Annotated in this window: 13 protein-coding genes; 3 read left to right on the top strand and 10 right to left on the bottom strand. The window is 60.7% G+C overall.

The genetic code is table 11. The features are described from left to right. Positions 1-114 precede the first annotated feature (114 nt). From FOI68_RS03055 to FOI68_RS03070, 4 genes are all read right to left on the bottom strand, one after another. Positions 115-477: a DUF1294 domain-containing protein gene (locus tag FOI68_RS03055; protein WP_143862290.1), complete on the bottom strand. Its 363-nt coding sequence runs from the start codon at positions 475-477 to the stop codon at positions 115-117. Between the two features lie 4 nt (positions 478-481). Further along, a complete protein-coding gene (locus FOI68_RS03060) occupies positions 482-1099 on the bottom strand; it encodes a DedA family protein (protein ID WP_035300491.1) in 618 nt (205 codons plus the stop codon). A 245-nt stretch (positions 1100-1344) separates the two neighbouring features. Continuing rightward, positions 1345-3129 carry a B12-binding domain-containing radical SAM protein gene (locus tag FOI68_RS03065; protein ID WP_143862291.1) on the bottom strand — a complete coding sequence of 595 codons (1785 nt, stop codon included), beginning with the start codon at positions 3127-3129 and terminating at the stop codon, positions 1345-1347. Between the two features lie 106 nt (positions 3130-3235). Beyond that, entirely contained in the window at positions 3236-3742 is a 507-nt protein-coding gene (locus tag FOI68_RS03070) for a MogA/MoaB family molybdenum cofactor biosynthesis protein (RefSeq protein WP_143862292.1), read from the bottom strand. Between the two features lie 228 nt (positions 3743-3970). On the opposite strand from FOI68_RS03070, the gene FOI68_RS23870 reads away from it, so the two are divergent. The 3 genes from FOI68_RS23870 (at position 3971) to FOI68_RS03080 (ending at position 6870) form a co-directional block, all read left to right on the top strand. Continuing rightward, positions 3971-4273: a GntR family transcriptional regulator gene (locus FOI68_RS23870; protein ID WP_255433345.1), complete on the top strand. Its 303-nt coding sequence runs from the start codon at positions 3971-3973 to the stop codon at positions 4271-4273. A gap of 28 nt (positions 4274-4301) precedes the next feature. After that, positions 4302-5393: an aminotransferase-like domain-containing protein gene (locus FOI68_RS03075; RefSeq protein WP_255433347.1), complete on the top strand. Its 1092-nt coding sequence runs from the start codon at positions 4302-4304 to the stop codon at positions 5391-5393. Between the two features lie 130 nt (positions 5394-5523). Next, a complete protein-coding gene (locus FOI68_RS03080; RefSeq protein ID WP_143862293.1) occupies positions 5524-6870 on the top strand; it encodes a TrkH family potassium uptake protein in 1347 nt (448 codons plus the stop codon). A 56-nt stretch (positions 6871-6926) separates the two neighbouring features. Here the strand turns inward: FOI68_RS03080 and FOI68_RS03085 are convergent, their stop codons facing one another. From FOI68_RS03085 to ilvC, 6 genes are all read right to left on the bottom strand, one after another. Further along, complete coding sequence (locus tag FOI68_RS03085; protein ID WP_029097644.1) at positions 6927-7658, bottom strand: N-acetylmuramoyl-L-alanine amidase family protein; 732 nt, start codon at positions 7656-7658, stop codon at positions 6927-6929. A gap of 58 nt (positions 7659-7716) precedes the next feature. Then, positions 7717-8700 carry a peptidylprolyl isomerase gene (locus FOI68_RS03090; RefSeq protein WP_143862294.1) on the bottom strand — a complete coding sequence of 328 codons (984 nt, stop codon included), beginning with the start codon at positions 8698-8700 and terminating at the stop codon, positions 7717-7719. A gap of 224 nt (positions 8701-8924) precedes the next feature. Continuing rightward, positions 8925-10319: a sodium:solute symporter family protein gene (locus FOI68_RS03095; RefSeq protein WP_143862295.1), complete on the bottom strand. Its 1395-nt coding sequence runs from the start codon at positions 10317-10319 to the stop codon at positions 8925-8927. Between the two features lie 201 nt (positions 10320-10520). Beyond that, positions 10521-11615, bottom strand: coding sequence for a 3-isopropylmalate dehydrogenase (gene leuB / locus FOI68_RS03100; protein ID WP_035300965.1), 1095 nt, complete (start codon positions 11613-11615; stop codon positions 10521-10523). A gap of 108 nt (positions 11616-11723) precedes the next feature. Further along, entirely contained in the window at positions 11724-13256 is a 1533-nt protein-coding gene (locus FOI68_RS03105) for a 2-isopropylmalate synthase (RefSeq protein ID WP_065068043.1), read from the bottom strand. Positions 13257-13319: 63 nt separating this feature from the next. Next, positions 13320-14342: a ketol-acid reductoisomerase gene (ilvC, locus tag FOI68_RS03110; RefSeq protein ID WP_029097649.1), complete on the bottom strand. Its 1023-nt coding sequence runs from the start codon at positions 14340-14342 to the stop codon at positions 13320-13322. Positions 14343-14353: the final 11 nt, after the last annotated feature.

Consider the following 14353-nt stretch of genomic DNA (forward strand, 5'->3'; position numbering starts at 1 on the left):
CCCAAAAATGGATGGAACACGCAGGGAGTCTGCCCGAAAGCCGATTTTTGCCCGGACGCGGCATGCAAAAAAGCCGCCCCTGTTTGGCAGGAGCGGCTTCGACAACCCTGTTGCCTATCGGTTGAACAGCCAGAAAACAATCAGAACGATCTGAAATGCGCAGCAGAGCGGCACCACCGTCATGAACAAGGCATGCCGGGTCTTGTGGCGCCACGCCAGCATGCCCAACAGCGCGCCCGCTCCGCCGCCCAACAACGCGGTCAGCAGCAGGCTCGCTTCCGGGACGCGCGGTCCGCCCCGCCGCGCGGAGCGCTTGTCCGCGGCCATCAGGCCCGCGGCGTACACGTTCAGCACCAGCAGCCCCGCTGCGGCAAGCGGCAGACGCGTCAGCCACCAGCCGCACAGAACGAGCAGCCAGCCCGCCGCCCATACCCCGTTGCGGCGCTGCCTGTGCGCTTTCAACCATTGATGATACATGCGTTTATTCCCCTTTTGCCCGAAAGGAGCGGCCGGCTAGAAAAAAGCGGCGAACGGCCCACCCCGCGACGAGCAGCGCGATCACGACGAACAGGGCGCAGAACCCGTAGGAGCGGATCATCGCCACGACCACATCCACGTTTTTCCCGAACACGTAACCAATGAGATAAAAAAGGATCGTCCACAACAGCCCGATCGGATAGGACAGGAACGCATAGCGGCGATAGGTCATTCCGCCCATGGCAACAATGTAGGGAACCACGTGGCGAACGACGGGAAACAGATAGCTGAAGCAGAGGGCAAACGTCCCGTACTTTTCCACGAGAGCGGTGGAGCGCTCCACCGTATGCCTCATCTTCTCGCTCTTTGACAGCCACTGCAGGATCGGCCGGCCGAAAAACTTCCCCAGCAGGAACCCAATCGTCAATCCGGACGCCACGCCCAGGTAGCCGGCAAGAAACCCATAGACAGGGTCCAGCAGCGCCATGGACGCCAGAAACCCGCCGGTAGCCACGACCAGCTCGTCGGGGATCGGCAAACCGACAATGCCCAGCCAGAGCAAAAAGAAGATGGCCGCATATCCGTATTGCTCGATGATCGACATCAGCATGTTGATTTCCATGACGCAAAATCCCCTATCCTCGCCACTCGGCGGCTTTCTTACCTGGCCATTGCCGGCAACGTTTCCATTCACGCAACCTTTTTTGAATACGGATCGGCGCGAAAAAAGTTACGCGCGCACCGCCATCCCGTCCGCAGGCTGCCGCGGATGAGCTTTCCTTATTCTAGCAGTTTATATGCTGAAGCACTACCGCAATCCTGTTGTTTTTTCGCCAACTTTTTGTATTCTGCCCCGTTTTTGCCCGCTTACACCAATCCGCTCGCAGCGGCCGCCCGTCTGACCACGACAAAGTCGTTCTCCCGTCCGTCTTCGTACGGAAAATAAACCACCAGGACGAAGTCGCCTTCCACCAGTTCACCCGACTTGATCCACGTCTCAATGTCAAAGCTGACGCCGGCCGACAGCGTGTGCTTGAAGTAGTCCTTTTGCTGCGCCGCATGCCGGGCAAAGTCTGGGCGGAGATCCTCCAGCCGCTCGTGCACCGCCTCAAAGGCTGCCTGCATCTCCCGTTTGTCCAGCACGTCGTCCCACCACAGCTTGCGCGGACGGTGCTTCTGCTTGCGCAGGTAGTCAAACTTCATCAGGCTGATCACGTGGTCGAGCCGCTCCACCTCCCGCGTCTCCAGGAAGCGGCGCAGCCGCACAAACAGGTCTTCCAACTGGTGGCCGATCCGGCTCCAGCCCTGCTCTTCCCAAAAATCGCCAAACGCCTGGAAGAAATCAAACGGCGTCTCGAAGCAGCGGGTCACCAGCCATTCCAGCGTGGTATCCATGCGGTGGGCGTTCCAGTATTTTTCCAGCACATCCTCCACCCGCTTGATCCGCTGGATGTCGGCGAACGACAGGACGTTGTTGCCGAGAATCTCGTACGGCGCCTCGTCCATGAAAATGTAGCCGTGGTTGGCCGCCCGCGCGCGGACGCCGGTGCCGCGCAGCATTTTCAAAAAGCCGAGCTGCAGTTCCTCGGGGCGCAGCGCAAAGACGTCGTTGAAGGTCTTGCGGAACGACTGGTAATCCTCCTCCGGCAGACCGGCGATCAGATCCAGGTGCTGGGCGATTTTGCCCGACTGCTTGATCCGGGTGACGGTGTGGGCCAGACGGTCGAAGCGCTGAATCCGCTGGACCAGCCGGTTGGTCTCGTCGTTGGTGGACTGGACGCCGATTTCAAAGCGGAAAATGCCCGGCGGCGCGTTTTCGGTCAAAAAGTCGAGCACGTCGGCGCGCAGGATGTCGGCGGTGATTTCAAACTGAAAAATCGTGCCGTTGTGGTTGTCGATCAAAAACTGAAAGATTTCCAGCGCGTACTTTTTGTTGATGTTAAACGTGCGGTCGACGAACTTGATCGTCTTGACGCCGTGCCGGATCAGCCGCAGCAGGTCGGCCTTCACCCGCTCCAGACCGAAATAGCGCACGCCGTCTTCAATCGACGACAGACAGTACTGGCATTTGAACGGACAGCCGCGGGACGCTTCAAAGTAGACGACGCGGTTGTTCAGTTCGTCCAGGTTGTCCGCGTACGGCGACGGGATCGAGTCCAGGTTTTCGATCTGCGCCCGGGGGGCGGTAAAGCGCACGTGCTCCCCTTCGCGGTAGGCAATCCCGGCCACGTCCCGCAGGCGGGGCGGCTCCCCTGTCCGGCGGGATTCGGCGTAGACCTGCAGCAGTTCCAAAAACGTCTGTTCTCCCTCACCGATGACGATCACGTCAAACTCCGGATGCTTTTTCAACCACTCGTCGGCGTCGTAGGTCACCTCCGGCCCGCCCAGCACCACCGGCAGGTCGGGCCGCACCTTTTTCAGGTTGCGGATCACGTCGATCGTCTCGCGGATGTTCCAGATGTAACAGGAAAAGGCGGCAACGTCGGGCTGCCGCTTGTAGATGTCGGCGACGATGTTGAGCGTCACGTCGTTGATGGTGTATTCGACCAGCTCGATGTCGGGAAACGACGGCTGGGCGTAGCTTCGCAAGTAACGCAGCGCCAGGGAGGAGTGAATGTACTTGGCGTTCAGCGTAGACAGTAAAATCTTCATGTGTCTGTCGACTCTCCTTGAAATACGTGCTTCTTCTATCCGTAACCGTAACACAAGCCGCCGGCAGCGGCAAATGAAGATCCTGGGCCCCGGCGGCCCCTCCCGCCTACTTGTTCAGTTCCCGGACGACGTGCCCCAGCTCGGGCACGATCAATCGGGTCATCGCCAGCCGCACCGCGCCGGTGGAGCCGGGCGTGGAAAAAATCGCCTTTCCCTTCCGGGTGCCGGCAATGGCCCGGCTCAATATCGCCGCCGAACCGATGTCCTCGGTGTAGCTGAGCATGCGAAACAGTTCGCCAAACCCGGGCATTTCCTTTTCCAGCAGCCTGGACACGGCCTCAAACGTATTGTCGCGCGGAGAGATGCCGGTGCCGCCGTTCAGCAGGATCACCTGCACCTCCGGATGGGTGATCCCGGCTTCGATCGCCGCCTCCACCTCCGCCGGCTCGTCTTTGACGATCCGGTACAAGATCGCGGCATGGCCGGCCTCCTCCAAGAGTTCCTTCATCAGCTTTCCGCTTTTGTCCGTCTCCTCCGTGCGCGTGTCGGAAACGGTGATCACCATGCAGCCCACCCGTTTGGGGGCTTCCGCTTTATGTTCCTGTGTGCTCATCGCCACTCTCCTCTCCTGTCCTGGCAGGCTGTTGTTCTCCCGGTTGGGAAAAAAGAACGGTCGCCGCTTGACCGGAACGCGCCGGTCTCGTCTGAAGCCATGATACCATGTACCGGGAAGCCTATCCAGTCAGGAGCGGGAGACCCTATATATACCCTTTCCCCGGCCGCATCCGCTATAATGAGAAAATCGAGAGACGGACGAAACGGACAAGGGAGCACGATAACGATGGCGAATCGTCCTTTTTTTGCGTTTCACTTTCACAAACGGTCGAACACACCGCTCTACGTCCAGTTGGCCGAACAACTGCGGACGGCTCTCCTGCGGGGCGCATTTCTTGTCGGCGGGGGGCAGTTGATCTCGCTTCGGGAAATGAAAGCGGTCAGCGGCTGTTCGCTGGAAACGGTCAAAAAAGCGTACGATCACCTCGTGGCGGACGGATGGCTGGAGGCGGTGCACGGCGAAGGCGAGACAGGCGCGGGACTGCACACGACTGCCGCTGACCGACATTCCGCTCGCTTCGCTGGTTGACTCGACGCCCCAGCCGGGAGCAGAGCTGATGCGGCGGCTGCGCGCCGCTTTCTACGAGAGCGTGGGCGTGCTGCTGGATCGACCCGACGAAAAAAAAGCGCGCCGCTCGCAAGCGGCGGAGGTGTTTGCCGGCCATTTGGCCCGGCGCGGCATCCCGCACGGGCCGGAACGGCTGCTGCTGTTCAACCGCAGCGTCAGCGGCTTTTCTTTCCTGGTCCAACAGGTCATGAAACGGACTGACGTCGTGTACGTCGAAGCGTACAGCTATCCCGTGTTTATGGCCATGCTGCGGCACAGCGGCATCGAGGTCCGGGCGATCCGGCTGGACGACGAAGGGATCTGTCCCGACGCGTTGGAAGCGGCGCAGCGGGAACAGCCGGCCGACTGGCTGATGGTCAACCCGCACCACCACTTTCCGACCGGCCTCAGCTACTCGCCGAGGCGGAAGCGGTATCTGTTGGAATGGGCGGAACGGCACGGCGTCCGCCTGCTGGAAAACGATCATCACGGCGACCTCTGGTTTCGCCGCCCCGGCCGGACGCTGTACCGGATGGCGGCGGAGGCGGGCAGTCCGGTTCCGGTCTACTACCTCCATTCCTTTTCCAAGACCCTGGCTCCCGACGTGCAGCTGGGCGTGCTCGCTCTGCCCTGGACCATGGGCGGCGAAGAGCGGGAGCGGCTTCGCCAGCTCGTCACCCTCATGGGGGCCGAACCTCCCCTGGTGGTGCTGGAGGCGGCCGCCCGGCTGCTGGCCGATCCGTGGTTTGCCGAGGTGTATCTGCCGGAGCGCCGGGCCTTGTTTTCATCCCGCTGGCAGTGTCTCCTGCAGGAACAGCGGCAGGCGCTGCCCAAACATGCCCGCATCCTGCCGATCAGCGGCGGGCTGAACACCTGGATCGAATGGGGGACGGCCAGTCCGCTCGCCGCCAGCCAGGAAGCACGAATCGTCTCCCTGCTGCGCGAGGAAGGACTGGAGCTGATGCCGGGCCAAGCTTTTCGCCTGCCGGACGAACCGGTCGGCATCGTCCGCCGCCCCGCCGTTCGGTTTCCGCTCTCTCCGCTGGATGAGCGGGAGCTGAAACACTGGCTGCACCGGCTGGGAGCAGCGATGCTCCGTTGATCGGTGCGAATAAGCCTGTTTTCTTTTCCAGCGGTCTCCATTATACTTACAACATCTGACGCCATACTAGTAAGGAAAGAATCTCCTGTGTGGCTCACCAGAATCGGACAAAATTGAGGTATGATTGCGCATGATTCAGAAAATCATGGAAAAACTGCACCTTGACCCTCCCAAGACGCTGGTGCTTGGCTTCGCCCTGATCATTCTCCTGGGCACCACGCTGCTGACGCTGCCGTCCGCCACCGTCAACGGACAGGGGCTTCCCTGGCTGGACGCGCTGTTCACAGCCACGTCGGCCACCTGCGTAACCGGGCTGGTGGTGGTGGACACCGGCACGACCTTTACGCTGTTCGGCCAGCTCGTCATCCTCTCCCTGATCCAGGTCGGCGGGCTCGGCTTCATGACGGTTGCCACCTTTTTTGCCCTGCTGATGCGCAAGCGGATTTCGCTGCGCGAACGCCTGCTGCTGCAGGAGTCGCTCAATCTGGTCTCGATCGAAGGCATCGTCCGGCTGGCCAAAATGATCATCATCTTTTCCGCCTTGGCCGAAGCCATCGGCGGTCTGATCCTGGGGCTCCGGTTCTCGTTTGACATGCCGCTCGGCAAAGCCTTTTATTTCGGACTTTTTCACGCCATCTCCAACTTCAACAACGCCGGCTTTGACCTGATGGGCGACTTCTCCAGCTTCACCCGCTACGTGGAGGATCCGGTCGTAAACCTGGTCCTCTGTTCGCTGATCGTATCGGGAGGGATCGGGTTTATCGTCGTCAGCGAAGTGTACGAGTACCGCCGCACCCATCGGCTGTCGCTGCACACGAAAGTGGTGCTGTCCACGACCGCCGCGCTGATTGCGGTCGGGGCCGTGCTGATTTTCCTGCTGGAGTACACCAACCCGAAAACCCTGCAGCCGCTCTCCCCGCTGGGCAAGGTGCTGGCCTCGCTGTACCAGTCGATCACGCCCCGCACGGCCGGCTCCAATACGCTGAACATCGGCGACATGCGGCAGTCGTCGCTGTTCCTCATCATCGTGCTGATGTTTATCGGGGCTTCTCCCGGGTCGACAGGCGGCGGGATCAAGACGACCACGTTTGCCACGCTGATCGGGGCCGTGATCGCGCAGATCAGGGGGAAAGAGGATGTCATCTTCTACCGCCAGCGCATTTTGCCGCACATGATTTACAAATCGCTGACGGTCACCATCAGCGGGCTGTTCGTCGTGATGGCCGTAACCATGGCCCTCTCCATCACCGAAGCGGGGGCGGAGTTTCAGATGATTCTCTTTGAGGTGACGTCCGCTTTTGCCACCACGGGACTGTCGATGGGATTGACGCCGATGCTGTCGCCCATCGGCAAAATCCTGATCGTGCTGACCATGTTTGCCGGACGGGTGGGGCCGCTGACCATCGCCTTTGCCCTGGCCCAGCGGAAACAAAAGGAATACTACCGCTACCCGAAAGGCAAGATCATGATCGGGTAAACGCAGCAAGAAAGGCACCGTCCAACCAGCGAAGTTGTACGGTGCCCTGCTTTTTTCTAGAAGCCCCACCAGTAACGGTGCATCCCGCTGGCGTATTGGGTGGCAAGCGTTTGGCGGAACGAGCTCTGCGCCAGTTTGGACGCGTCGGATGCGTTGGAGATGAAACCGGTCTCGCCCAGTGTCGCCGGCATGTTGGTATAGGTCAGCACGTAGTACGCATATTCTTTCACCCCTCTGGGATTGGCAAAGGAACTTTTCAATTGGTTGTACGTTTCCGTAGCCAATCGCTTGCCGTTTACCGATCCGGGGTACGCGTACGTTTCGACTCCGTTGGCCGAAGCGTCTGTCGCGGCATTGATGTGCATGGAGACGAAGAAGTCGGCATTTTGGGCGTTGGCAAATGACGTCCGGCTGGACAGCGAAACGGTTGTGTCGGAGCTTCTCGTCATGTACACCGTGGCCGGATAATTGGCCACAATGTAGTTCTTGGCCCGAAGACCGATGTCCAGCGTCAAGTCCTTCTCTTTCAACCCGTTGCCCACCGCGCCCGGGTCGTCCCCGCCATGCCCGGGGTCGATGACGATGACAGGATTGGCGGCCAGTTGGAATGATTCCTTGTCAAAGACGCGCTTGTCCGCTTCCTCCCGCTTTTGCGGGTCGTAGTTGTGCGGGGCGGGCTCGCTGTCCCACGCGGGTTCGTCGGCGATTTCCCTCTCGGCAAACGCGGGAGCGGCAGCCGCCAAACTGCTCACAACGAGTGTGGAGACCAGCAGTTTTGACCATTTCATACCCAATCTCTCCTTTACTGGTTTTTTCTATACGAAACGACTTTTCGTCTCGGATAGACTACGCATGCGGTTGGAAAAACAGCTGCAGCCGTACAGGCAGATCACTCCAGAACGCCCAAAACCGATTCTTTTTCAAATTTTCCGGAAATACCCGGTACGGATTTGCCCTTTTCTGCTCCTCCAGCCATTTCCCGTACACCGCCGATTCTTTCTCCAGATAGAGGGCCCGGTAGATCTTCCCCCTCACTTCCGCAAGGCTTTGCGTCTTGGCCGGCATCGTCTCAACCGGCAAAAACCAATACGTCCACTGTTCGTAGACGACCGGACCGACGACCTGCTTCACGGGCGAGCGAAACACGGCATCAGCAGCAGCTTCGCCGACATTCGCGGACAGCTCGGATTGCGAAACCCATTCATAGAATCCGGCCCGTCCCTCCAGGTCGCTGCCGTATTCTTTTAATAGGGAGGGAAAACGTTCTGTGGTGATGGTTTTCAGCTTGTCCATCCACGGCTTGTCATCTTGTCCAGCCCGGACGTAATAGATGGTGCGCAGTTCGGGAATGCGAAACGACTCGAGGTGGTCCCGGTAGTAGCTGTTCACTTCTTCCTCGGTCACCGTGATCTCCCCGGTTACCCTCCGCTTCACTTCAAACCCGATCAGGGCCCGCCGAATGTTCGTGACGCTGTCCGCTTCCGTCATGTTCATCTGCCGCAGTGCTTGTTCGCGCTCCTCTTTCGTGCTCCCCAACTGCTTCATGTGTTCGTCGATGAAACGCTGGTCAATCTGGACGCCCATTTGTCTCCCCTTGTAGAGAACCAATTCTTCCAAACTGCGCTGTTCCAGCAGCCTTTCCTCCTCTTCCGGCGTGTGCGGCCTCCCTTGAAAATAGAGGGGTTTGATCCTTTCCCAATCGTCTTTGCGGAAGATTTGATCGCCGGCAACAAAGAGAAGAGGCTGGTACACCCCCATCGCGTAGATCAGCATCGCTGTCAGCGACAGGAATGCCGCGTACAGAGGAAGCCATTTCTTGCGCGGTTTCATCCGATCACCTGCACCCTGATATGGATAAAATTAAGCAATCAGTAAAAATATACCTAATCCCATAGTAACAGAAGTTTCCAATTTTAGGAATACATATTTTTGAATATTGTTTATTTTCTTTCTTTTTAGGGGCGGAAAAGGGTGACGCACCTCCGAAAGCAGAACATGCAGCCTTCTTCTCGTGAAGAGGCTGCATGTTCCTGTAACGGGTGTGGCCCTCCTCCTCAGCCCATCGGCCGAAGAGACGGGGTTTTTCGCGCGGTCATGCGGCCGGCCAGCAGTGCGGCCGCGCTCCACAGACCGCTCACGTACAGCGGATCGATGCCGGTGGTGGGCAACAGCCACCACGCCCAGGCGAGCGCGAGCAGCGGCGCTCCCCAGACCGCCAGGACCGCCCAACGCCGCTCCACCGGCGAAATGTGAAAGAGGTAGAACAGCACCGGAAAGAAGATCGTCACGCCTCGGAGCGTCATGGCCAAAAACGCCCAGTGCAAGATCAGCGCGTTTTCGTCCAGGCAGACCAGCGCGTAGGCGACCGCGATGACGCCCAGGATCAGCGCCCGGGACAGGCGCAGCCTGCTCTCCTCTGAACGGAACCGGGCGGTGTAGCGCTGGATCACGTCCCGGTTGAGGATCGTGGCGATGCTCAGCGCAAGCGCCGCCCCGGTCATCACGACGGACAGGAGAATAACGGCATAAGCGGCACCCGCCAGCCAGGACGGCGCATGGGTCAGGAAAAACATCGGAACGGCCTCGCGCGGCGCCAGCTCGGGGTGGGTGTCGTGCATGTACAGGCCGATCCAGGCGCTGACCAGGCCGATGAGGATGATGACCAGACCGGCCGCGACAGAACCGCTGCGCGCCTCTCGTTCACTGCGGCTCGCAAAGATGGGCTGCAGATAGGCCTGCGTGGAAAAAATCCCCACGATCATCGCCGCTCCCTGCACCCATCCCAGCCCGGCCTCGGGAACCACCAGGGAAAGGCGCCCCTGCTGCCACCAGCGGACGATCGTCTCTCCGCCCAACTGCCCCCACAGCCAGGCACCCGTTCCCAGCAGGAGGAGGATCAGCATAACCGTTTTCAGCGTGCCGACGATACTCGCTCCCATAAATCCCCCGGCCAGCACGTAGGCGAAGATCAGCGCGGCGGGAATCAGCGCCAGCAGCGGCAGCGGAGCCTTCCAGAAGACGGAGACAAACGGCAGGGCGGCCAACAACTGCGCGATCACCTGGATAAACATCCCCAGCGAGAGAAACAGGCTGGCCCCAAGCTGGGCCCGTCCGCCATACTGCGTGCCGATCAGCTCGGGCAGCGTTTCCACCTGCAGCCGGAGAAAGCGGCCGGCACACAATCCGAGCAGGATGACAGCCACCCCGCCCCCCAGCGTAAACCACACGGCGGCCAGTCCGTGCCGGAAAGCAAGCTCGCCCGTGCCGACAATCGACGTGCCGCCGACAAATCCGCCGACGAGCGCCCCGGCCACCATCCCCGCCGACAGGGAACCGCCGGCGTTGCTGAAGTCGCTGCTGCGGCGAACGGATCGTTTGGCGATCAGGCCGGCAGCGATCGTACACGCCAGAATGGCGACAAAACTGAGAAGAAAGCCAAGCGAAGACACGATGCCACCTCTTTTGCACAAGTCACGAAATTGCGACTCATTCTATGAATGATTGTAGTATATGACGAGAACGGGTACAGTGACAAGCGGAAACCGTCCGGCCTGAGGACAGAACAAACCGCCAATCGTGGTAAGGAAAGACCCTGCCCTCCGTCCAATCCGTCGGACGGAGAAACAGGGTCTTTTTTGGGTTCTGTGTTCTTATCGGGAAATGGCTTGGCTTTGGAGCGCTTCGCGGACCAGGCGGCCCATCTCCGCCGTGCCGATCGCCCGGCTGCGGTCGGCGGCGATGTCGCCGGTGCGATGTCCCGCCTCCAGCACCGACCAGACCGCCCGCTCCACCGCGTCCGCCGCCGCGTCCATCCCGAACGAGAGGCGCAGCATCATCGCCGCGGAGAGAATCGTCGCCAGCGGATTGGCTATGCCCTGGCCGGCGATGTCCGGCGCCGAACCGTGAACCGGTTCGTACAGCCCGAAGCTGCCTTCCGCCAGGCTGGCCGACGCCAGCATGCCGATCGAGCCGGTCAGCATCGCGGCCTGGTCGCTTAGAATGTCACCGAACATGTTTTCCGTGACGATCACGTCAAACTGCTTGGGCGCGCGAACGAGCTGCATCGCGCACGCGTCCACCAGCATGTGGGACAGCTCCACATCGGGGTAGTCGGCCGCCACGCGTTCGGTCACCTTGCGCCACAGGCGGGAGCTTTCCAGGACGTTGGCCTTGTCGACCGAGACGAGGCGCTTCTGCCGCTTGCGGGCAATGTCAAAAGCCACTCGTACAATGCGCTCGATCTCCGCTTCGTGGTAGATGCACTGGTCTTCCGCCACTTCGCCGTTCGGCCCGTCATAGCGCTTTTTCTCGCCGAAGTAAATGCCGCCGGTCAGCTCCCGGACGACGATCAGATCGACGCCGGAGACCACTTCCGGTTTCAGCGAGGAGGCCTCCACCAGCGATGGGTGCATCGTCGCCGGCCGGATGTTGGCGAACAGCCCCAACGCCTTGCGGATGCCGAGCAGCCCCGCCTCCGGACGGAGATGGCCCGGATTCTGATCCCACTTGGGACCGCCCACGGCGCCGAGCATCACCGCGTCCGCCTCCTTGGCGATCGTCAATGTCTCTTCCGGCAGCGGCGTGCCGTCCGTGTCGATGGCGATTCCGCCGATCCGGCCGTGCTTGAATTCAAACGTAACTCCTTCCCGTTCCGCTACCAGGGAGAGGACCTTGACCGCTTCTTCCATGATCTCCGGTCCGATTCCATCCCCGGGCAGAACGGCGATGCGATAGGTTTTCTTCATCGTTCATCCCGCTTTTCCGTGTATAGTTGTTTCTATTATATAGTGCTTCTGTACATCCTTTTTTCCGAACCTGATTGGTTTCTCTTCCATCCTATCCTGCCGCCCCCGTCAGTTGGCGGCCACCGTCAGCATCTCTTTGCGCTCCAGGATCTTGTTGACGGCCCGCACATACGCGATGGCGCTCGCCTCCAGCACGTCGGTGCTGACACCGCGGCCGGTGACGGTAAGGTCGCCCTGCTGCAGGCGGACGAATACTTCCCCGAGCGCGTCCTTGCCGTGCGTAACGGAGAGGATCTTGTAGTCCGTCAGGGTGACCTCTTCGCCTGTCGCCCGGTCGATCGCCTTGTAGATCGAGTCGACGGAGCCGTTACCGCACGCCGCTTCCTCGCACACCGTACCGTCGGCCCGCACCAGTCTGACGCTGGCCGTCGGCAGGGAGATGTTGCCGTAGGAGAGCTGCACCGACTCCAGCCGGTACATCTCCGTACCGCGAACCATCTTGGCGTCAACCAGCGCGAGGATGTCGTCGTCGCTGACCTCTTTCTTCTTGTCGCACAATTCCTTGAAGGCGGCAAACGCGGCGTCGATTTCGTCCTGTTCCAGGTGGTAGCCCAGTTCCACCAGCTTCTCCTTGAAGGCGTGGCGGCCGGAGTGTTTGCCCAGCACCAGTTTGTTCGACTTGAAGCCGACCGTCTCCGGACGGATGATTTCGTAGGTGGACGCCTCTTTCAGGACGCCGTCCTGGTGAATGCCGGACTCGTGGGCAAACGCGTTGGCTCCCACCACCGCCTTGTTGCCCGGTACGATCATCCCGGTCAGACGGCTGACCAGTTGGCTGGTTCGGGCAATCTCTTTCAGGTTGAGCTTGGTCGTGGCCTGGTAAAAGTCCTTGCGGGTCTCCAACGCCAGCGCCACTTCTTCCAGAGCGGCGTTGCCCGCCCGCTCGCCGATGCCGTTGATCGTGCCTTCCACCTGGGTCGCCCCCGCTTCAATCGCCGCCAGGCTGTTGGCCACGGCCATGCCGAGATCGTCATGACAGTGACAGCTCAGGCGGATCCGGTCGATGCCGGGGACGCGCTGGCGCAGTTCGCGGAAGATGTTGCCGTACTCGTACGGCGTCATGTAGCCGACCGTGTCGGGGATGTTGACGGTGGTGGCGCCCGCCTTGATGACCGCTTCCACCACTTCCGCCAAAAAGTCGATCTCCGTGCGGGCCGCGTCCTCCGCAGAGAACTGGACCTGCGCAAAGTACTTCTTCGCGTAGGTGACCGCCTCCACCGCCCGCGCCAGCACCTGCTCCTTGCTCATCCGCAGTTTGTACTGGCGATGGATCGGCGAGGTCGCGATAAAGACGTGGAGGCAGGCGTCCTGCGCGTGGCGCAGCGCCTCGTACGCCTTATCCATGTCGTCCTTGACGGCACGGGCGAGGCTGACGATGGTGGAATGCTTCACCCGCTTTGCCACTTCGGCCACGGACTTTTGATCGCCCGGGGAGGCAGCGGCAAAGCCCGCCTCGATTCTCGTTACGCCCAGCTTCTCCAGTTGAAGGGCGATCTCCACCTTTTCGTTCGTGCTGATGTTGACGCCCGGAGACTGCTCCCCGTCGCGCAATGTCGTATCAAAAATCTCAATGGTCCGCATGAACTCTCCACCTCCACTGGTTTCCCCGTTGCCGGGCATTTGTCGGCCGGATCAGCAGGGCTGTTACTGACCGACCTTCGCTTCTTCTTTTTTTGTCTCGTTGTTCAGCCAGGACATCATGCTGCGCAGCTTCGCGCCCACCTGTTCGATGCCGTGTTCCGCTTCCAGGCGGCGGCGTGCGTTGAAGGCCGGACGGTTTGCCTGGTTCTCCAGGATCCAGTTGCGGGCAAAGGTGCCGTCCTGGATTTCGGCGAGCACTTTTTTCATTTCCTTGCGCGTCTCTTCCGTGATAATGCGGCGTCCGGTGCTGTAGTCGCCGTATTCCGCGGTGTCGCTGATGGAGTAGCGCATGCGGGCGAGGCCGCCTTCGTACATCAGGTCGACGATCAGCTTCAGCTCGTGCAGACATTCGAAGTAGGCGATCTCCGGCTTGTAGCCCGCTTCCACCAGGGTGTCGAAGCCCGCTTTCACCAGTTCGCTGACGCCGCCGCAGAGAACGGCCTGTTCCCCGAACAGGTCGGTTTCAGTCTCTTCGCGGAAGGTCGTTTCGATGACGCCCGCCTTGGTGCAGCCGATGCCGCTCGCGTAGGCCAGCGCCGTCTCTTTCGCCTGGCCGGACGCATCCTGGTGGACTGCGATCAGGCCCGGCACGCCAAAGCCTTCCTGGAAGACACGGCGCACGAGGTGACCCGGGCTCTTCGGCGCCACCATGATCACGTCGACGTCGGCCGGCGGCACGATCTGGCCGAAGTGGATGTTGAAGCCGTGGGAGAAGCAGAGCGTAGCCCCCGCTTTCAGGTTGGGCGCGATCTCGTCGCGGTACACCTGGGCCTGGCGTTCATCCGGCATGAGGATTTGCACCACGTCGGCGCGGCTGGCCGCTTCGGCCACGGTTACCACTTGGAAGCCGTCCTTTACCGCCTGGTCCCAGGATTTGCCCGGACGCAGGCCGACGATCACCTGATGGCCGCTGTCGCGCAGGTTCTGCGCCTGCGCGTGCCCTTGGCTGCCGTAGCCGATGATGGCGATGGTCTTGCCTCGCAGTGCCTCTTTGTTTACGTCTGCTTCGTAGTACATGTTCACCATGTGTATAGCCT

Origin of the sequence: Brevibacillus sp. LEMMJ03 (assembly GCF_007197875.1) — a bacterium.
Taxonomy (GTDB): Bacteria; Bacillota; Bacilli; order Brevibacillales; family Brevibacillaceae; genus Brevibacillus; species Brevibacillus thermoruber.

Coding starts and splice junctions, on each gene's coding strand:
- FOI68_RS03055 (WP_143862290.1), bottom strand. CDS start 477: ATGTATCATCAATGGTTGAAAGCGCACAGGCAGCGCCGCAACGGGGTA.
- FOI68_RS03060 (WP_035300491.1), bottom strand. CDS start 1,099: ATGGAAATCAACATGCTGATGTCGATCATCGAGCAATACGGATATGCG.
- FOI68_RS03065 (WP_143862291.1), bottom strand. CDS start 3,129: ATGAAGATTTTACTGTCTACGCTGAACGCCAAGTACATTCACTCCTCC.
- FOI68_RS03070 (WP_143862292.1), bottom strand. CDS start 3,742: ATGAGCACACAGGAACATAAAGCGGAAGCCCCCAAACGGGTGGGCTGC.
- FOI68_RS23870 (WP_255433345.1), top strand. CDS start 3,971: ATGGCGAATCGTCCTTTTTTTGCGTTTCACTTTCACAAACGGTCGAAC.
- FOI68_RS03075 (WP_255433347.1), top strand. CDS start 4,302: ATGCGGCGGCTGCGCGCCGCTTTCTACGAGAGCGTGGGCGTGCTGCTG.
- FOI68_RS03080 (WP_143862293.1), top strand. CDS start 5,524: ATGATTCAGAAAATCATGGAAAAACTGCACCTTGACCCTCCCAAGACG.
- FOI68_RS03085 (WP_029097644.1), bottom strand. CDS start 7,658: ATGAAATGGTCAAAACTGCTGGTCTCCACACTCGTTGTGAGCAGTTTG.
- FOI68_RS03090 (WP_143862294.1), bottom strand. CDS start 8,700: ATGAAACCGCGCAAGAAATGGCTTCCTCTGTACGCGGCATTCCTGTCG.
- leuB (WP_035300965.1), bottom strand. CDS start 11,615: ATGAAGAAAACCTATCGCATCGCCGTTCTGCCCGGGGATGGAATCGGA.
- FOI68_RS03105 (WP_065068043.1), bottom strand. CDS start 13,256: ATGCGGACCATTGAGATTTTTGATACGACATTGCGCGACGGGGAGCAG.
- ilvC (WP_029097649.1), bottom strand. CDS start 14,342: ATGGTGAACATGTACTACGAAGCAGACGTAAACAAAGAGGCACTGCGA.